The sequence below is a fragment of the Staphylococcus sp. AtHG25 genome, from assembly GCF_003217445.1.
Classification (GTDB): domain Bacteria; phylum Bacillota; class Bacilli; order Staphylococcales; family Staphylococcaceae; genus Staphylococcus; species Staphylococcus haemolyticus.
Genome location: NZ_QJSN01000005.1, coordinates 152,374 through 171,831, shown reverse-complemented (window position 1 = coordinate 171,831; position 19,458 = coordinate 152,374). Strand labels below are relative to the sequence as shown.

14 protein-coding genes and 1 other RNA gene are annotated in these 19,458 nt (G+C 32.3%); 2 read left to right on the top strand and 13 right to left on the bottom strand.

Annotated features, from left to right (window positions below; all coding sequences use genetic code 11):
- The 9 genes from BDW31_RS12710 to BDW31_RS06100 all read right to left on the bottom strand — a co-directional run.
- The coding region (locus BDW31_RS12710; protein ID WP_258365729.1) for a YSIRK-type signal peptide-containing protein at positions 1–4,192 on the bottom strand (4,192 nt) is incomplete at its 3' end.
- Between the two features lie 383 nt (positions 4,193–4,575).
- On the bottom strand, positions 4,576–5,454 hold the full coding sequence (locus BDW31_RS06135; RefSeq protein WP_053024442.1) for a 5'-3' exonuclease: 879 nt from the start codon (positions 5,452–5,454) through the stop codon (positions 4,576–4,578).
- Between the two features lie 16 nt (positions 5,455–5,470).
- Positions 5,471–8,914: a dynamin family protein gene (locus tag BDW31_RS06130; protein ID WP_110709342.1), complete on the bottom strand. Its 3,444-nt coding sequence runs from the start codon at positions 8,912–8,914 to the stop codon at positions 5,471–5,473.
- Between the two features lie 232 nt (positions 8,915–9,146).
- A complete protein-coding gene (locus BDW31_RS06125) occupies positions 9,147–9,785 on the bottom strand; it encodes an SDR family oxidoreductase (protein WP_110709340.1) in 639 nt (212 codons plus the stop codon).
- Between the two features lie 165 nt (positions 9,786–9,950).
- On the bottom strand, positions 9,951–11,084 hold the full coding sequence (locus BDW31_RS06120; RefSeq protein WP_037550409.1) for a THUMP domain-containing class I SAM-dependent RNA methyltransferase: 1,134 nt from the start codon (positions 11,082–11,084) through the stop codon (positions 9,951–9,953).
- Between the two features lie 113 nt (positions 11,085–11,197).
- Positions 11,198–11,581, bottom strand: an RNA gene (gene rnpB, locus BDW31_RS06115) — RNase P RNA component class B.
- 133 nt (positions 11,582–11,714) lie between these two features.
- The gene (gene gpsB, locus BDW31_RS06110) at positions 11,715–12,053 is read right to left on the bottom strand and encodes a cell division regulator GpsB (RefSeq protein ID WP_037550412.1); all 339 of its coding nucleotides are present in this window, start codon (positions 12,051–12,053) and stop codon (positions 11,715–11,717) included.
- 10 nt (positions 12,054–12,063) lie between these two features.
- Positions 12,064–12,627, bottom strand: coding sequence for an SLOG family protein (locus tag BDW31_RS06105; protein ID WP_053024445.1), 564 nt, complete (start codon positions 12,625–12,627; stop codon positions 12,064–12,066).
- Positions 12,628–12,637: 10 nt separating this feature from the next.
- Positions 12,638–12,976: a DUF1798 family protein gene (locus BDW31_RS06100; protein ID WP_037550417.1), complete on the bottom strand. Its 339-nt coding sequence runs from the start codon at positions 12,974–12,976 to the stop codon at positions 12,638–12,640.
- A gap of 305 nt (positions 12,977–13,281) precedes the next feature.
- Between BDW31_RS06100 and recU the strand changes: the two genes are divergently transcribed.
- Together recU and BDW31_RS06090 are read left to right on the top strand one after the other, a co-directional pair.
- Positions 13,282–13,908 carry a Holliday junction resolvase RecU gene (gene recU / locus BDW31_RS06095; protein ID WP_037550420.1) on the top strand — a complete coding sequence of 209 codons (627 nt, stop codon included), beginning with the start codon at positions 13,282–13,284 and terminating at the stop codon, positions 13,906–13,908.
- Positions 13,905–16,184, top strand: coding sequence for a transglycosylase domain-containing protein (locus BDW31_RS06090; RefSeq protein WP_053024446.1), 2,280 nt, complete (start codon positions 13,905–13,907; stop codon positions 16,182–16,184). Before recU ends, BDW31_RS06090 begins: the two co-directional genes overlap by 4 nt.
- A gap of 163 nt (positions 16,185–16,347) precedes the next feature.
- Here the strand turns inward: BDW31_RS06090 and BDW31_RS06085 are convergent, their stop codons facing one another.
- From BDW31_RS06085 to asnS, 4 genes are all read right to left on the bottom strand, one after another.
- A complete protein-coding gene (locus BDW31_RS06085; RefSeq protein WP_037550426.1) occupies positions 16,348–16,677 on the bottom strand; it encodes a YpoC family protein in 330 nt (109 codons plus the stop codon).
- A 4-nt stretch (positions 16,678–16,681) separates the two neighbouring features.
- Positions 16,682–17,341: an endonuclease III gene (gene nth, locus BDW31_RS06080; RefSeq protein WP_037550432.1), complete on the bottom strand. Its 660-nt coding sequence runs from the start codon at positions 17,339–17,341 to the stop codon at positions 16,682–16,684.
- A complete protein-coding gene (locus tag BDW31_RS06075) occupies positions 17,331–18,017 on the bottom strand; it encodes a DnaD domain-containing protein (RefSeq protein WP_037550435.1) in 687 nt (228 codons plus the stop codon). The genes nth and BDW31_RS06075 overlap by 11 nt, the downstream gene beginning before the upstream one ends.
- 89 nt (positions 18,018–18,106) lie before the next feature.
- Complete coding sequence (asnS, locus tag BDW31_RS06070) at positions 18,107–19,399, bottom strand: asparagine--tRNA ligase (protein ID WP_053024447.1); 1,293 nt, start codon at positions 19,397–19,399, stop codon at positions 18,107–18,109.
- Positions 19,400–19,458 lie beyond the last annotated feature (59 nt).

Here is a 19,458-nt window from a genome sequence, read left to right as displayed (position 1 = left end):
CCGTAGGTGTAATCGTAACACGACCATTACTATCTGTTGTACCTGAACCAATGACATGATTATCCTTATCAAGTAAATCAACATGAGTATTTGGATCCGTTGTCACCGTAATTGGTGTTTTAGTCGTTGCCTTACCAGTTAAATCATTTGTCACAACAGGTTCCGTCGGAGGTGTAGTATCCGTCGCTTTTTTAGGTACAGAAGTTGAGACATTTGGGTGTTCCGCATTATCGTAAGCTTTCGCAGTTACATTACCTTCCGGTATTGGTTGAGTTGGCGTAATGATGACATGACCATTAGTACCTGTAGTCCCCGTTCCAATGACATGATTATCTTTATCTAGTAACTCAATACGAGTATTCGGATCAGAAGACACATCAATTGGAATTTTGGTTGTTGCCTTACCAGTTAAATCAGTATTAACAATTGGGCTACCTGGAGGAGTTGTATCCGTCGCTTTCTTCGGTTGAGACGTAGAACTGTTTGGATGTTCTGCGTTATCTGTTGCTTTAGCACGTACATTACCTTCAGGAATAGGTACTGTAGGTGTAATCGTAACACGACCATTACTATCTGTTGTACCTGAACCAATGACATGATTATCCTTATCAAGTAAATCAACATGAGTATTTGGATCCGTTGTTACCGTAATCGGTGTTTTAGTAGTCGCCTTACCAGTTAAATCATTCGTCACAACAGGTTCCGTCGGAGGTGTCGTATCCGTCGCTTTGACAGGATCAGATGTAGAACTATTCGGATGTTCTGCATTATCTATAGCCTTGGCAGTAACATTACCTTCAGGAATAGGACGAGTTGGCGTGATTGTAACACGTCCATTAGCACCAGTCGTACCCGAACCAATCACACGACCATCTTTGTCTAAAAGTTGTACGCTTGTATTCGAATCCGTAATAACTTCAATCGGTGTTTTAGTAGTCGCCTTTCCACCTAGTGGTGTTGAAACTCTAGGTTTAGTTGGAGGCGTCGAATCCGTTGCTTTGACTGGATCAGATATAGAGCTATTAGGATGTTCCGCGTTATCCGTTGCTTTGGCAATCACATTACCTTCTGGAATAGGACGAGTTGGCGTTATAGTAACATGTCCATTAGCTCCCGTAGTCCCAGAACCAATAACATTGTTATCCTTGTCTAATAATTGAACATTCGTATTAGGGTCCGTAATAACTTCAATTGGTGTTAAAGTTGTCGCCTTTCCACCTAGTGGTGTTGAAACTCTAGGTTTAGTTGGAGGTGTAGTATCCGTCGCTTTTCTAGGTGCAGACGTTGAAACGTTGTTAGCAGGGTCATACGCTTTGGCAATCACATTACCTTCTACAATAGGTGTTGTAGGAGTGATTATTATATGACCATTTCCGTCAGTCGTACCTGTACCTATAATGTGCCCATTTTTATCAGTTAAATCCACTCGTGTATTTGGATCAGTAGTAACAGTAATCGGTGTTAAAGTTGTTGCTTTACCAGTTAAATCTGTATCGACAGTTGGAATTGTTGGTGGAATAGTATCTGTTACTGATACGTGATCAGAATCTATTGAGTTTGGTGTCTCTGCACCATCTGTAGCGCGTGCGTAGATTTTACCTAAAGGTAGTGGTGCTGTTGGCGTAACAATACCGTGGCCGTCCATTCCAGTAAGAACTAAACCATAACTTTTTCCATTTTCATCAAAAATTTCCACTCTAGCCATAACATCTGTAGAAACATCAATTGGTGTTCTCGTACCTACTTTATTTACTAAATTAGTATTAATTACTGGTTTTCTAGGTGGTGTTGTGTCAGTAACGTGTCTTGGATCAGATGTTGCATTATTAGTTGCATCAGTTTGATCATATGCTTTCGCAGTGATATTACCTTCGAAAAGATAATGATCTGGAGTGATATTCACATGTCCATTAGAACCAGTAATTCCACGACCGATGACATTATTATTTTTATCTAATAGTTCTACTCGCGTATTTGGTGTAGATGTAATGTCGATAACTGGTGTAGAGAAAGCTTTACCTGCAACATCTGTGTTAATGACTGGTTTCATTACAGGTATAAGTGTTGTCGCTTGAACAGGAATCGAAACAGAACTATTCGGATGTAAAGCATTATCTGTAGCTTTCGCAGTCACATTTCCCTCAGGAATAACTCGATCTGGCGTAATAATCACATGACCACTAGAATCCGTTGTACCCGCTCCAAAAATACGTCCATTTTTATCAATTAATGCAACATGTGTATTTGGATCAGTAGAAACATCAATCGGTGTTAATGTACCAGCTTTATATACTAATCGAGTGTTAATGACTGGTGTTGTAGGTGGAATCGTGTCAGTTGCAAATTTAGGATTGGATGTTGAAACTTTTGATTCATCACTTTGATTATAAGCTTTTGCAGTGACATTACCTTCAGGTATAGGACGAGTTGGCGTAATGAAAGCATGTCCATTAGAACCTGTAGTACCTGTACCAATTTTATTGCCATTTTTATCGAAAATTTCTACTTTAGTATTCGGATCAGTAGAAACGTCGATGACAGAAGTTGTTGTTGCTTTACCTACTAAATTAGAGTTAATAGTTGGTTTTAATGGCGGCTGATTTTCGATAGAAGTTAATGCACTATCTTCAGGTAATAAACGACCTGATAAAACGGTATAGGCAGATTTACTTGTACCACCCATTGCTGCTGTGTTGGCATATGACCAAGCGTTTTCCAATTCTGCATTCGTCACATTATCTCTTAATTTAACTTCAAGATGCATGTGATAAGCGCGATTTGCACCTTCTGGATGGTTGGGATCTACTTGAATACCAATTCCATAGTTCCAACCACTGTAAATGCCTCTTTGGTCTTCGACTGCTTTTCTCAAATCAGGATTATTTCTATTTGAGTGGAAATATTCGTTCGCATCAGAATTATAACTTCTGCCAGGACGAACACCATAACTGAGATAAAATGTTGTGTGACCAAAGTCATGTTGATTGCTATTTAGCATATCAATTATTTGAGTACTGTTATCTGGATCGATGATAAAATCGTTCGGTGACTCACTCAATAGACTGTTACTACCACTTCTTCTTTCATAAGCAGTATAAGATAGATTTCTAACTGAATCACTCGAAAATGAACCATCTGAATTTAATTTCATTACTTTATATGGTAATAGCAATGTCATACCTAGACGATGTTGAGAACCACGTGGAATGAAATTAAATCCATCATTGTTGAAGAAAACATCATAAACTAAGTATTTTGAATTTCCATTACGTTTATAATAAGCACGCATTACGGTCTTTCTAGATGTAATATTTTCCACACCATTAACTTGTTGACCAGTACCTAACGCCCTACCATCAGGTAATGAGGCATAGTTACGTTGGTACACAATGACGTTTCTACCGGCATTCCAACGACCATTTAAAGTTGTAAATCTAAAATTAGTACCCTTTTCAATTTGTTGACCGTTTCTTGGATCGCGTTTACCTGAATGAGAACGAGTAATCACATTTGCTAATGAATTACGCGTTCGCTCTAATCTTGTAACTAATTCTAGAAGTGATTGTTGCGAAACATTACTAGATTGAGTGAAACGACTACTTTCTACAATTAATTTTTTCGCTTCTACAATATGAGGATTTGAAGGTTCTATAGTTTCAACTTCTAATAATTTACTTTGAATTTCTTGAGTAAGATTAGTCAGTTTAGAAATGTTTTTGTCATCAATTTTCTGTTTGTTATCCGACTTAGATTCTTTAGGTGTGTCTAGCTTATCATCAATTTGTTTATCTGTTTTTTCATCTTTAGTGACTGGCGATCTTTCTTCCATCTTTTCTTTAATAGATGTTGATGTCGAATTAGTAATTTCTTTTTCGCTTGTTTGAGTTTCTATTGCATTTTTTTCTGTAGTTATCTTGTCATTTTCTTTTGATTGCTTATTGATTTCTGTAGCTTGATCAGGAGTTTGATCATTTTGAATTGTTATTGCATCATTTGGATTACTATTATTGTCTCGGGATGCTTGTGGTTCAGTATTTTGCTGTGCTTTTTCAACTGTCGTGTTGGTATATTCATTCGCATGGGCTTGATCAGTATGCATTCCTAAAAATACTAACGTAGCGATTAATGTTGAGAAAGTTCCCACTGCATACTTTCGAATACTGAACTTTTGCAGTTTATCTCGATGATTCATTGATGTGCTTCTCTCCTATTCTATGTTGTATATTCTTGATGTTGATGTTATGAGTAGTTTTGAAAAAGTAATTCCGATAACACATAGCTCAATATCAAATGGATTGATAATTAAGTTACCATATTTATTGTCTTAATTTTTTCAGTCATTAGAACATAAAAAATTGCTCGACAAAAGTTTCGCAACTCCTCTCGGGTGTTAATTTCAATTATCATTATGAAATGAACAATTCAATAGTTGTTCTATTTAATTGTATCATTAATTTAATTGAGTGTGAAATAGATTTTATTTTAATAAAATAAAAAATAAATATTGAGAAACGTTATAAATTAGTCGAAAAAGAGACTCAAAACACATTATAGGTCTTGAGTCTTTGTACTAAATTATAATTTTGTTGATATATATTTTCCAGAAACATAAAGTTCATGTTCGTTGCAAATTGAAAGTATGTGGTTAAGTGAATGTGCATAAGCCATATCTCTATAAATTTCCATGCTATTTAGTGGCACATCAGTAAATATTTCGGCTAACTTTTTTGACAAAGTTAAATTATACTTATCTGCTTCAATTTTCTTACGTTGTCCAGGAGTCAATTGTTCAATATTGGATAATACGTTCTCAACACTTCCATAGGATTGAATCAATTTAAGAGCTGTTTTTTCACCTATACCTTTAACACCAGGATATCCGTCTGCAGAATCACCCATAAACGCTTTAATATCAATTAATTGTTGTGGATTTAACTGATATTCTTCATTAAAACGAGTTAAAGTATAACGATTATAAATATTAAATCCTTTCTTTATTAACCAAACTTCTACATTATTATTAATGCATTGTAATAAGTCTTTATCTCCAGTGATGATGTGGACCTCGTTATTATCAGAAAATGTTTTTGCCAAAGTTCCTATCACATCATCAGCTTCATAATTAGTCATTCCAACATTTATAAATCCAAATTGGTCTGAAATTTCTTTGACATAGTCAAACTGTGGAATAAGCTCTTCTGGTGGTGCTGGACGATTTTGCTTATAGTCAGTATACATATCATTTCTAAAAGTGGATTGTCCCATATCCCAACATACAGCTACATGACTAGGATTGATTTCATTTATTGCTGTGAAGATATGTCTAACGAAACCTTGAATTCCGTTAGTTGGTATACCTTTTGAATTATACATAAATTGATTGTGTAAACTTGTAGCATAGAAATGTCTAAATAATAAAGCCATTCCATCTACTAATAGGACACGATTTTTCATATTTTGTGCCTTCCTTCTATTTTAATAGTGCGTTTAATTTTTGATTCGCAATACGTAATTGCTCGATTAATGTATTGTCTAAATTAAATGATAATAATTCATCGATTTGATCTTGAATTGCATCCTCAATTTGCGCAAATTTCTCTTCAGCTTCTTTATTCATCCAAGCAACATACTGAATCAATGCCTGTCTAAATTCACTAATTTGATTTTGTAATAACTCTAACGTATTTGAACTGATTTGTTCTTGTAACTCTCGTTGAGTATTTGGATTCAAAATTCGACGTTTCGTTAATTGTTTAGGTAAAGCATTAATCATGTCATTTAAATCAACACGCAAGAATGCCTTTTCGGTAAAATTAGGCATAATTGAAAAATCTGAATTAATAAATACATGCAATTGATTTAATTTTTGGATTGTCGGTGCGACTTGTTCGCTAAGTTGACGGTTATAATATTTCTTGATTCGTTCAACTAATAAACTTTGTTCTAAATATAGTCGTTGATGTATTTGATCTAAAAATGCTTTAGAAGAAATTTTCTTTTCATCATTAAAATCACTATTTTGAGTCATCTGACTATTAAATATACTTTTAACATCATCCAATAATTGTAATTTTAATCTGCCATTTAAATGATAAATCTGATCTTCAACTTCATTATTAGTACGTTGTTCTGTAGTAAATAGCAATTGATTTGGTAACCTTTGTTCATTTTGATATTTCTTCAATTGTTGCTGACGTTGTTCAATATGAGATTGGTTAGTTTTATAATCATGAATCATCTCTTCGAAAGAAATATTGATTTGCTCAAGTTGTTTAACCATTTGTTGCTCTAAAATTATATTTGAATCAACTTCTACAAATTGGTCAATGGTATGACGCAGCTGATTAATACCTTCATCGTTCCCTCTCAATGCTTGTCTACTTGAAACACCAAAGATATCTGACTTCAAGTTTACTTGAGTTAAAGCATCTTTAACGTAATGTTTTACCGCAGCTAAATCATCACTGTTTTCTGCAAGGTCTACAGCGTTGATAACCATTTTGAATGCTTGATTTTCATTAAGTTGATTCATCTCATTCATATGTTCGATGAAGTTTTTATCATTATCTGTAAATGAATGATTAAAATAACTCACATATAAAATTAAATCGGATGAAGTTAAAATTTGTTCAGTTTCGTTTGTATGACGTTGATTATTTGAATGTAAGCCTAGTGAATCAACGATTATTTTTCCTTTCAACCATTCTAATGGTAAATTGATGTGCACGGTTTTAACAAAAGTAGCAAACTCATCTTCAGCACTCCATTTTTTTATTTCCTCTTGAGAAATCGTATGTTTCACGCCTTCATCCAACATATCTTTATACATAGAAAAATGTTTGTGAACTGCACTTACAAAAGCAAGTTGGTTCTTTTCTAATTTGTTTTTTAATTGTGGTACATCAGATTGGACAAATGCTTCGAGTGATTCGAAAGAAACATTATGGTATTCAATGAGTTGATTAAGTTCATTTAATAGTTGTTCTTCAGTTTTAAGTGTGATTTGACTATCCTCACCGTAAGATAATTCAGTCGTAGCTGCAGTTGTAGGATTTGGTGAACTTACTAAGTATTGCCCACCTAATAAGGCATTAATTAAACTACTTTTTCCTGCACTGAATGTACCAAATACACCAATTTTGACAAGTTTATTTTCTAATCGTTCTAATGTATCTTTAATATCATTTTTTGTTCTATCAAATAATGGTACAGGTTCAATAATGTTTAATGCTTCTTGAATGTTAACCTTTATAGTATTACGCTCATTTAAATTTTCATCAGACGCTCTCTCATCTTTTTCTAAAACTTGATCATTGTTTTCTAAAATATAGTTTGCTTCAGTTCTTCCTATTAATTTATCTAAAGAGTCATCCATATGGATATAATAATGTAGATAATTTTTAGTTGTTAGAGATTCTTTTAAATTTTGTAATTCAATATAATGCTCATATATCTGTAGATCATCATTAGTTTCTTCAGTTAAACCTTGCGCTTGTGTATGATCAATCGCTTGATTAAATAACGGATTGGATTGTTTTTCTACAAAATTAGTAATAGCTTTAAGCACTTCATCACTAAAAGTAAGTACATAAGTATTACTTATACTCGTTTGAGATTGATATAAATTGGAAATTAAACTTGAATCTATTTCGTAATGTTGATTTAATACATCATGATTAACTTCAGAGTTATTAATAAAACGCGTTAAAAATGACATGTCCTCTCGTAAGGGTTGTCGAATTTGTTGATTAACTTTGTCTTGAAGTTTAGAAACAACATTCTGTAAGCGTGCTTCTTGTTCCTCTTGCTTTTTCTTCTTTTTGTTTAAAAAGCCGCCAACTTTAAAATCATCACTCATACTTTCAAGATAATGTCTAATATCTTCACGCATGTCATGTGTCATAATGTATGCATTATCTAATATATCTTTTCGCTTTTGTTTTAAAAAACTTAATAATTGATCAGGATTATTTAAGAGTCGAGCTTCTTCACTAACGGCTTGATTTTGTTGAAATTTAGCATAGGCTTGTTCAAATTCATCTTCATTTATATTAAGCTGTTCTAGAATATCTTGTAGTTCATTTTGAATATATCCTAATTGAGCCTCTGTAATAAACTTAACTGTACGATTTACATAATCCTCAATAGGTTCTCTATAATTATCATTCTGTATTAAATATTGAGAAAGACGTGAAAGTTCATTTTCGGGATGATCGAATTTTGTTACATAGAAAATATCTGTAAGTTTAATATCCCAATCTTCTATTGATTTATTGACTCTTTGTTTGAAAGTTTCAAAAGTAATTTCATCTTCATTATGTTTATCGATTTGATTAATGATAAAAATGACTGGTATACCTACATCATTCATTCTTTTAATAAATTGAAAATTTAATGCAGATTGTACATGATTGTAATCTACTGTATAGAACAAAATGTTGCTTGTATACATGAATTGTTCAGTTGTAGACTGATGTGTAATTACGTTTGAGTCTACCCCAGGTGTATCTTGAAGCGTAAAACCATTTTTGAATTTTGAAGAAGGAAAATTAATTTCAACAGACTCTACATCTACATTTAAACGATTCATTTTTTTGACTTCGTCATATGTTTTTAATTTTGTATATTGTTGATTTTCTAAATTAGCTATAATTTCTTGTTTGTCTGCAACTGATACGATTGCAGTATTACTTGTGGTAGGTACTGGTGAACTTGGAAGAATATCTTGTTCTAATAATAAGTTAATTAATGTAGATTTCCCCGCTGAAAAGTGACCAACAAAAGAAGCGGTATATTGATTTAAATATACCTTTTTTATTACTTGATTAATAGTATGTATTAAAGTTGAATTTTTTGATTTTTCAACTTCTTTTTTTAATTTATATAAAATATCTAATTGTTCATTATTAGCCATGCTAAGTCCCCTTTGTTTCAAACATTCAAATAAAAAAGTAACAGCCTGAGACATACTTAATGTAACAGGCTATTCTTAATCGGGTAGGCAGATTTAAAATTAAATATACTGTTTAAGTTTATTCAACAAAAATTATACTTACTAAAGTAAAAACTTTAATTTTTATTTCTGACTGGCTACCTATTTATTAAATTTTATCACAACAATAGTTTGAAACAAATATAAAGAATAGTTAATTGAACCAAGCTGGTTTATCTCCATCAGTGTTTGGTTTATTAACACCTATGTTTTCTTTAGAATATAATTCTGGGTTTTTCGCTATACGTACAGCTAAACTTGCAATACTGCGTCTTGAAACTTCTGTTCCACTAAATTGAGTATCCTTCGATGTAACTTCGTAATCTGTCTCATTTTTAAATGTAAGCCATGCTGGACGAATAATTGTATAATCTAATGTTGATGCTTCAATAATATCTGCAGCTTTACGATATTTTGTCAATTTCTCTCCAAATTGAGATTTATTAAATTCATTAAATTTAGCTGGTAATTCATCGTAAATACCAGGGGCAGCTACAAAGATTAATCGTTTAACATCTTTTTTAGACATAGCATCTACAATAGCTTGTGCTTCGATATCTAATGAACCAGATAGACTAGCAAATACAACATCAACTTTATCAAGTGCTTGCTCTAAATCTTTTGAGTTTTTTGCATCGCCTTCATAAACTGTTACTCGATTTGATGCGTAATCAGGAATTCGATGCGCATTTCTTAAAAATAAATCTACATTAAAATTAGAATCCTCTAAAAATATTTTAGTAGCCTCGATAGAGACCTTACCATTTGCGCCTATTATTAATACTGTTTGCATATTATTTCTCTCCTAACTAAGATGTATATAAATTTATGTATTTGTATCTATATTTAACACTCTTACTATCACTTTACATCAGTAATAATAAGAGTGCTAATGAATTGATTAAATTAATTAAATATTATTAGCTACATTAAGAAAAATTTACAAATTTAATAAAAATTATATAGTAGTTGGCTTTTTACCCCAATATTGATAATAAGTACATTCAATATAGCCGTTAAATAATTTTCTTCTTTTAGTAGCTTTTCGATTAACTAAAAATTCAAATTCCTTGTTACTAGTCAAGATGTAAGTTGATAAATGTGAATGTTGATTCATTAATTTACCAATATAACGATACATTTCTTCGACTTCTTCCCTATCTCCAATTCGTTCACCATATGGAGGGTTTCCAACTAAAGCTACTGATTCATCGGTATCAATTGTTAATGTATTCACATCTTTAACACTAAATTGGATTATATCTGCCAAACCGACTTCTTTAGCATTACGTTTAGCAATTTCAACCATTTCAGGATCTATATCTGATGCAAATACTTGAATGTCTTTATCGTAATTAGCTTGTTGATCAGCATCATCTCGCATATCATCATAAATATTGGGAGGCATAATATTCCATTCTTCAGAAACAAAATCTCGATTGAAGCCTGGTGCAATATTTTGAGCGATTAAACATGCTTCTATGGCAATAGTACCTGAACCACAGAAAGGATCTATAAAAGGCGTATCTCCCTTCCAATTGGCAAGTCGTACCAGACTCGCTGCCAACGTTTCTTTAATAGGAGCTTCCCCCTGAGCAATACGATATCCACGACGGTTCAAACCTGAACCTGAGGTATCGATAGTCAATAATACATTATCTTTTAAAATAGCTACCTCAACAGGGTATTTAGCACCACATTCATTTAACCAACCTTTTTCATCATAAGCTTTTTTTAAACGTTCAACAATCGCTTTTTTAGTAATAGCTTGACAGTCTGGTACACTATATAATGTTGATTTAACACTTCTACCTTGAACTGGGAATTGCCCTTCTTTATCAATAATGTTTTCCCAAGGTAGCGATTTTGTTTTTTCAAAAAGTTCATCAAATGTTGTAGCGTTGAAACGGCCTACAACAATTTTAATACGATCAGCTGTGCGTAACCATAAATTGCATTGCACAATAGCTTTAGCATCACCTTCAAAAAAGATACGTCCATTTTCAACCTGTGTTTCATAACCGAGTTCTTGGATTTCTTTGGCTACAACAGCTTCTAATCCCATTGGACAAACTGCTAATAATTGGAACATTACGTTTTCTCCTTTTTTATAGATATATTTATATGTTAACAAAATTTATTATGTATGAGTAAAAAAATAAAAAGCTCTCCAATCAATGGGAGAGCTAAACTAGTTCATGATATTTCTGTAAGCCATGTTCTGTACCGTTGTACTCATAACGTACACTAGTTGTACTGGTACGTCGGTGGTAACCATCTGTCTACAAATCTTTATATTCCGAATAAAGATGTCTCGTTTATACGTTGAATTCCGCTAAACAAGTGCTCCTACCAAATTTGGATTGCTCACTCGAGGGGTTTACCGCGTTCCACCCTTCATATTTCTATGAAAGCTACGTCACTGTGGCACTTTCAAACTAATTTAACCATATCATAAGACTTAGGTTATTTCGTTGCCGTCAAATTAATGCCTTGATTTATTGTTTCATCAAGCACGAACACTACAATCATCTCAGACTGTGTGAGCATGGACTTTCCTCTATATTTCTATAGCGATTACCCAAAATATCACTTTTGCGATTATATCATAATTTTTTATACCATAACAGATATTTTTAAAGAATATCTGTTGTTAATTGAATACTTATTATTAGACAAAAAATATCCAATTGATAACATTCATTAATTAAGCTAAGTTAGATTACTTTCCAAAAACAGCTTTTTCTAAATTTGAAATTCTTTTTAAAATATCAACATTATTGTTTGATGAACTTGAGTTGTTTGAAGAAAACGATTTATTGTCAGAAGGTCTTGTTGTTGCCACTCTTAGTCTTAATTCTTCAACTTCTTTTTTTAATTTGTTATTTTCTTCAGACAATTTTACAACTTCATTATTCATATCAGCCATTTTTTGATAATCTGTAATGATATCATCTAAAAAAGCATCTACTTCCTCACGACGATAACCACGGGCCATAGTTTTTTCGAAATCTTTTTCATAGATATCTTTTGCTGAAAGCTTTAAAGAAACATCTGCCATTTTTTCCACCTCATTCGAAACTTTGAACTTGCTCCCACTGCATATCATTTATAAAATCAGTGAGTTCATCAAATGCCACAGTATCACAAGTATAGTTTGTTTTATTTATAAAATCAACTAACATCCTTTTAAAGAATTTTGGGCTTCCTTCTTGCTCTTCATCATATATAAGTATAGTCATATCTGTATGATCTAACATAAACTGATCTGTTTGTTTAAATTGATATGGTCCTTCATATTCGGTATGATGTACACTTTCCATAAAATCAGCTTCTTGAGCAATTTTATTATACTTCATTTGATTCTGTTCATTCCACTTAGAAGTATGCCCATAAAAAGGCGTTATAATTCCTAATTTTAAATCCGGATACTCAACTCGCAAATCAATAACTACTTCAGCAGTCCATAATTCAATACCAAGTTGTCCTTGAATAAGTACCCACTCAAGCCCCTCATCAATATATTGTAATAATTTATGTCTGATAAAAGCTTTTAAATAATATACTTCAGGTGCGTCATCTTTGAAAATATTTAGTTCAAAAGATTTATACCCTGTTACATACACAGTTTTCAAATGCTCAACATCACCCTTCAATAGTTTGATAAATATAATTTAAATCGTAGTTAACAGCTTTTAACTTCTCATTAAAAAGCTTTTTGCTTGTTCTATAAAAGTGACAATCTACTGATAATTCTTTATATGACTTAATTAGTAAATCAAACTTATTAGCATTCATATAACTCAATTGAATAATCTGGGGTTTTAATTTAATGAGATTTTCTAACTTAGTGTCTATCGCTTGCGAATAAGGGTAAACTACTTCATAAAAATCAAAGTTCGTCTCGGAATTTTTAACAATATTATAGCGATCTTCTATTGTATGTAATTCATTGATTAAATCATTTATCAATATAGTATCCATGAAGACGCCCCCCCTTATATTCAATTTAATTTATCATAATTTAAACTAACCGTCATTTAAATTGCTAGCTATATAAACAGGATAAATACATTGAAATATTGTTTTACTAGTTAATTAACGTTAAAATAAAGTAGATTAATAATGAAATTCATAGATAAGATTAAATACTTATTTGTCTATTTTTATTATTATCTATCATAGTTTGAACATATAATCATTTTTCATAAATGATTATTAATAGTATTAGTTAGTGTAAGTTTTACATAACCTCTATTATATGAATTCAAACTTGTGTGGTGAATTAAATGAATTACCCTAATGGAAAACCTTTTAAGGGAAATACGACTATGGTCGGAAGAAATGGTAAATCGAGTTTTAGTAATATAGAATATGGTGGCCGTGGTATGACTCTTGAAAAGGATATTGAACTTTCAAATGATTATTATTTAAAACATGGTAAAGCGGTTATCCATAAAAAACCAACACCTGTTCAAATCGTTAATGTTCATTATCCCAAGCGAAGTAAAGCAGTTATAAATGAGGCTTACTTTCGTACACCTTCAACTACAGATTATAATGGCGTTTATAATGGTCATTATATTGATTTTGAAGCAAAGGAAACTAAAAATAAAACATCTTTTCCTTTGAATAATATTCATGATCATCAAGTAGAACATATGAAAAATACATTTCTTCAAAAAGGAATTGTATTTTTAATTATAAGATTTAAATTACTTGATGAAGTATATTTATTGCCATTTTCCAAATTCCAAAAATATTGGGATAGATATAAAAATGAAATAAAAAAATCAATAACAGTTGAAGAAATAAGAAAAAATAGTTACTATATTCCTTATCAGTATCAACCAAGATTAAATTACCTCAATGCAGTTGATAAGTTGATATTAGATGAAAGTGAGGACCGCGTATGACGGAAAATAAAGGATCTTCTCAACCTAAAAATGGTAAAAATGGGAAGTCCAAAGCAAAAAAGAATAAGAATGTGAAAAGAACGATTATCAAGATTATTGGCTTTTTATTAATTGCCTTTATCGTTTTAGTTCTATTAGGCATTTTATTATTTGCGTATTATGCATGGAAAGCTCCTGCATTTACCGAATCTAAATTACAAGATCCTAAACCGGCAGAAATTTACGACAAAAATGGTGATTTAGTAAAAAAATTAGATAACGGCGCAAGAAGAGAACATGTTGAGTTAAAAGATGTTCCTAAAAATATGAGAAATGCTGTGTTAGCAACTGAAGATAACCGATTCTATGACCACGGTGCAATTGACTATAAACGTTTATTTGGTGCCATTGGTAAAAACTTGACTGGTGGATTTGGTTCACAAGGTGCATCTACTTTAACACAACAAGTAGTTAAACGAGCATTCTTAAGTGAAGAGAAATCTATCGGACGTAAAGCACAAGAAGCTTACCTATCCTACCGTCTAGAACAAGAGTACAGTAAAGATGAAATCTTCCAAATGTACTTAAATAAAATTTATTATTCAGATGGTGTTTATGGCGTTAAAGCTGCAGCTAAATATTACTTCAATAAAGATTTGAAAGATTTAGATCTTGCGGAAGAAGCATATTTAGCAGGTTTACCACAGGTGCCTAACCTTTATAATATTTACGACAACCCTAAACAAGCGGAAAATCGTAAAAACACTGTACTCTACTTAATGCATTATCACAACAGAATTTCTGATAAAGAGTATAATGCCGCTAAGAAAATTAATTTAAAAGCTAATTTAGTAGATCGTACAGCTAAGGAACGTCAAATTGGCACTGATAACTCTGATTCAGAATACGATTCATATGTGAACTTTGTTAAATCTGAATTGATGAACAATAAAGAATTCAAGAATAAAAACTTGAGTGATGTTCTTCAAAGTGGAATTAAGATTTATACAAATATGGACAAAGATGTTCAAAAAACATTACAAGATCGTATAGACAACGGTAATTACTATAAAAATGAAGACCAACGTGTTGGTTCTACAATTCTTGATAGTAAGACTGGTGGCTTAGTTGCAATTTCTGGAGGTCGTAACTTCAAGGACGTTGTTGACAATAACGCTGCAACTGATGCGCATTTAACTGGTTCATCATTGAAACCGTTCTTAGCTTATGGTCCAGCTATTGAAAACATGCAATGGGCTACGAATCATGCAATTCAAGACGAATCAAGCTATTCAATTGATGGTGGTACATTCCGTAACTATGATGGAAATGGACATGGTACTGTAACTGCGTATGATGCGTTAAGACAAAGTTTCAACATTCCAGCGCTTAAAACTTGGCAACAAGTTAATTCACAAGCTGGGGATAATGCAGCTAAGAAATTCGCATCAAAAGTTGGATTAGATTATCAAAGTGGCATTGGCCCTTCTGATGTACTTGGTGGTGGCGCTTCTGAGTTCTCACCTACTCAATTAGCATCTGCTTTCGCAGCAATTGCTAACGGCGGTACTTACAATAACGCACATTCTATCCAAAAAGTTGTAACAGCTGATGATGACACAATTGAGTTTGACCATACAAGTCATAAAGCTATGAAAGACTACACTTCTTATATGTTAGCTGAAATGCTTACAGGTACATTCAAAGCCTATGGTTCAGCCTATGGACATGGCGTATCAGGCGTTACTATGGGTGCTAAAACTGGTACAAGTACTTATGGTACTGAAATTAACCAACAATATAACCTACCTGATAACGCTGCAAAAGACGTTTGGATAAATGGTTTCACACCTAAATACACAATGTCTATCTGGATGGGCTTCAGTGAAATTAAAGAAGGTGGCGTTAACTCATTCTTAGGTCACTCAGAACAAGAATATCCACAATATTTATATGAGGATGTTATGTCTGATATTACTTCAAGTGATGATGGTGACTTCAAGAAACCAGATTCAGTTAATGGCTCAAGCGCTGATAATTTATCAGTAAGTGGTCACCCAGATAACAACACGACTAATCGTGAAGTAAATGGTAGCAGTGGCTCAAGTTCATCAAATAGCTCAAATAGTTCAAATAACTCAAGTAATTCTAATAGTAGTAACACTAATAATAGTGGCAATACTAATTCAGGAACTACAAACAATAATTCAACAACACAAGGTACTAATACTGTCGGAAGTACACTTTCAAACATCTTTAATTTAAATAATATTTTCGATTTTAAAAAGTCCTCATAGTGTTTTTGAAATGTTAAATAATTAAAAGAAGGCAATTTCTATTACATCAAATAGAAATTGCCTTTCTTTATAATCATTGATACAAACTTAAATATTTGAGTATAAATATAAGCCAGTAGATGAATTAAATAACTCATTTTACTGGCTAATTACTGTTATAGTATTAACTTTGTCGCTTTCTTCTAATTTGGTATGACGCATTCATTTTAATTAACTCATTTTTTAAAGTCTTCATTTGACTATAACCCATAAAGTGATATTTTCTAGCTAACATATATCGATAGCGTTCTTCAAAGTTCATTGGAACTACTGGGTATTGATCTAATAATTTGAAATCAATAGTTTTAATTTCATTAATTTCTTTAAAAAATTGAATTATTAAATCAAAGTACTTATCGATTACTGGCTTAGCGTTTGATGAATTTAATGCTCTTTGTTTAGTGTATTCATCAAGTAACTCTTCAATTTCATCAAATTCTTGTTTATTAATCATTTAATCAAGCTTCCTTTAATTGTCCTTTCATACGTTTTTGCCCTTCTCTACAATCATTTAGTAAGGGACATATGTCACACTTAGGCTTTCTAGCTAAACAATGGTAGCGACCAAAGAAGATAAGTTGATGATGACTTCTACTCCATCTTTCCTTTGGAATAATACTACATAATCTATCCTCTACTTGTGTCACATTATCTTTCCATCTATTAATTCCTAGTCGCTTAGAAACACGTTCAACATGCGTATCAACTGCTAATGATGGCTCATCGAAAGCTACACTCATAACAACATTTGCTGTTTTACGACCGACTCCAGCTAAACTTTCTAATTCTTTATGAGTACTAGGAATTTGACCATTGAATTGTTCGAGTAGTGACTGACAAAGCTTTTGTATATTTTTCGCTTTGTTACGATATAAGCCAATCGAACGTATATCATTTTGCAGTTCTTCGATATCCACATTCAAGTAGTCTTGAGGTGTTTTATACTTTTGAAAAAGCGTACGTGTAACTTTATTTACTAAATTATCGGTACATTGAGCTGATAAAAGGACTGCAATTGTTAATTCGAAAGCATTATCATGTTTGAGCTCGCATTCAGCATTTGGAAACATATCAGCTATGACATCTATCATTTCTAGTGCTTTCTTTTTACTTATCATCTAACTTCTCCCCATTTAACCAATCAAATTTTGGTATATGATTAACCGTATGTGTCATAGATGGCTTGTTAAATTGTTCTCTTATTTTCTTAGATTCTTCAGTAGTTGTGACATTATTCTTTTTCCAATTTAACAATATACGATCTACGTACTTGAAACTAAGTTTGTCATGACTATATGCTTCATCTAACGCTGCTCTAATTAAAGTAAAGTCATGCTTGTCTGTGTCAATCCATTGATTAAGTGTTTCAATTTCATATGGTGAAATAGGTCTAGCAAACAAGGATTCTATATATTGGAAAAGGTCTTTAAAATTTTGTTGAGATTGATTTGTTAGTTGTTTTGAATGATCTTGAGATAAAATATTGCTTAATTTTTCATAGAAACCATCTAAATTCATATATTCCGTAAATTTACCTTCTTCGTCCTTTTTTACATGAAGTTGTAATAAATCCCTTTGAATTAAATGCTGAATGATGCTAGTTATTTCACGTGGTTCCATATCTGAGCCTAATTTCAACTCATCGATGGATGGTTGTTTATTTGTTGTTTCAGAGGCATAAATCAATTTAATTAAAATAATTAAATCTTTTTCTGTCAGTCCTAATTCACTATAATGGTCAAATAATTCTCTTCTAACGACGACAGGACGTGTTTTGAGTTGAATTTTATTCAAATTGATATTCCCCCTCTTTAAAGTTGAAAAAGCGTCCAGTCAACATGCTGACTGGACGAGTAAATTAATATGGTATGTGGGATTAGAACTTATGGATATAAACGATTTAATAATCGTGGGAATGGAGCAGTTTCTCTTACGTGTTCCACACCAGAAATCCAAGCAACAGTTCTCTCTAACCCTAATCCAAATCCGCTATGTGGCACACTACCATAACGACGTAAGTCTAAATAATAGTTATAACTTTCAGTGTCTAATTGATGTTCATCTATACGTTGTTCTAATAATTCTAAATCATTAATACGTTCAGAACCACCAATGATTTCACCATAACCCTCTGGTGCAATTAAATCTGCACATAAAACTGTTTCTTCATTCTCTGGATTTGGTTGCATATAGAATGGTTTAATTTTAGTTGGATAATTTGTAATAAATACAGGTAAATCATAATGATTTGCAATAGCAGTTTCATGTGGTGCACCGAAGTCCTCGCCCCACTCAATATCATCGAAACCTTCTTCTTTTAAGAACTTAATTGCATCATCATAAGAAATTCTTGGGAAAGGTGCTGAAACCTTTTCAAGTTTACTCGTATCTCTATCTAGTGCTTTAAGTTCTAATTGACAATTATTAAGTACAGATTTAACGACATGTGATACATACTGTTCTTGGACTTCTAAACTTTCCACATGATTTGTAAATGCCATTTCTGGTTCAATCATCCAGAATTCAATCAAATGGCGTCGAGTTTTAGATTTTTCAGCTCTGAAAGTTGGTCCAAATGAGAATACACGACCATGAGCCATTGCAGCTGCTTCCATATATAATTGACCACTTTGAGAAAGGAAAGCATCTTCATCAAAGTACTTAGTATGGAATAATTCACTTGTTCCTTCTGGAGCACTTGCTGTTAAGATTGGAGGATCAATTTTAGTGAATCCATTTTCATTAAAGAATTCGTATGTCGCTCTAATAATTTCATTTCTGATTTTCATAACAGCATGTTGTTTTTTTGAACGCAACCATAAATGTCTATGATCCATTAAAAATTCAGTACCGTGATTTTTAGGTGTAATTGGATAATCATGTGCTTCGTGAATAACTTCAATTGATTTCACTTGCATTTCGTAGCCTAAATCTGAACGGTTATCTTCTGTGATAACACCAGTCACATAAAGTGATGATTCTTGTGTAATTTCTTTAGCTAGTTGGAATGTTTCTTCAGAAACCTCTGATTTAACCACTACACCTTGCATAAAGCCACTACCATCACGTAATTGTAAAAAGGCAATCTTGCCACTTGAACGTTTATTTGTTAACCAAGCACCAATAGTCACTTCTTGGTTAAGATGTTGTTTAGCTTGTTTAATCGTTGTTTTCATAACCAATCTCCTAATTGTCATTCTTTGTAATCAGTACTTATTTATTTTAACAAAATAAA

Excerpts from the sequence above, each read along its gene's own strand:
- BDW31_RS06100 (WP_037550417.1), bottom strand. The coding sequence starts at position 12,976 with ATGGATACTATATTGATAAATGATTTAATCAATGAATTACATACAATA.
- asnS (WP_053024447.1), bottom strand. The coding sequence starts at position 19,399 with ATGAAAACAACGATTAAACAAGCTAAACAACATCTTAACCAAGAAGTG.
- BDW31_RS06090 (WP_053024446.1), top strand. The coding sequence starts at position 13,905 with ATGACGGAAAATAAAGGATCTTCTCAACCTAAAAATGGTAAAAATGGG.
- BDW31_RS06120 (WP_037550409.1), bottom strand. The coding sequence starts at position 11,084 with ATGTTCCAATTATTAGCAGTTTGTCCAATGGGATTAGAAGCTGTTGTA.
- BDW31_RS06125 (WP_110709340.1), bottom strand. The coding sequence starts at position 9,785 with ATGCAAACAGTATTAATAATAGGCGCAAATGGTAAGGTCTCTATCGAG.
- BDW31_RS06135 (WP_053024442.1), bottom strand. The coding sequence starts at position 5,454 with ATGAAAAATCGTGTCCTATTAGTAGATGGAATGGCTTTATTATTTAGA.
- BDW31_RS06130 (WP_110709342.1), bottom strand. The coding sequence starts at position 8,914 with ATGGCTAATAATGAACAATTAGATATTTTATATAAATTAAAAAAAGAA.
- gpsB (WP_037550412.1), bottom strand. The coding sequence starts at position 12,053 with ATGGCAGATGTTTCTTTAAAGCTTTCAGCAAAAGATATCTATGAAAAA.
- BDW31_RS06085 (WP_037550426.1), bottom strand. The coding sequence starts at position 16,677 with ATGATTAATAAACAAGAATTTGATGAAATTGAAGAGTTACTTGATGAA.
- recU (WP_037550420.1), top strand. The coding sequence starts at position 13,282 with ATGAATTACCCTAATGGAAAACCTTTTAAGGGAAATACGACTATGGTC.
- nth (WP_037550432.1), bottom strand. The coding sequence starts at position 17,341 with ATGATAAGTAAAAAGAAAGCACTAGAAATGATAGATGTCATAGCTGAT.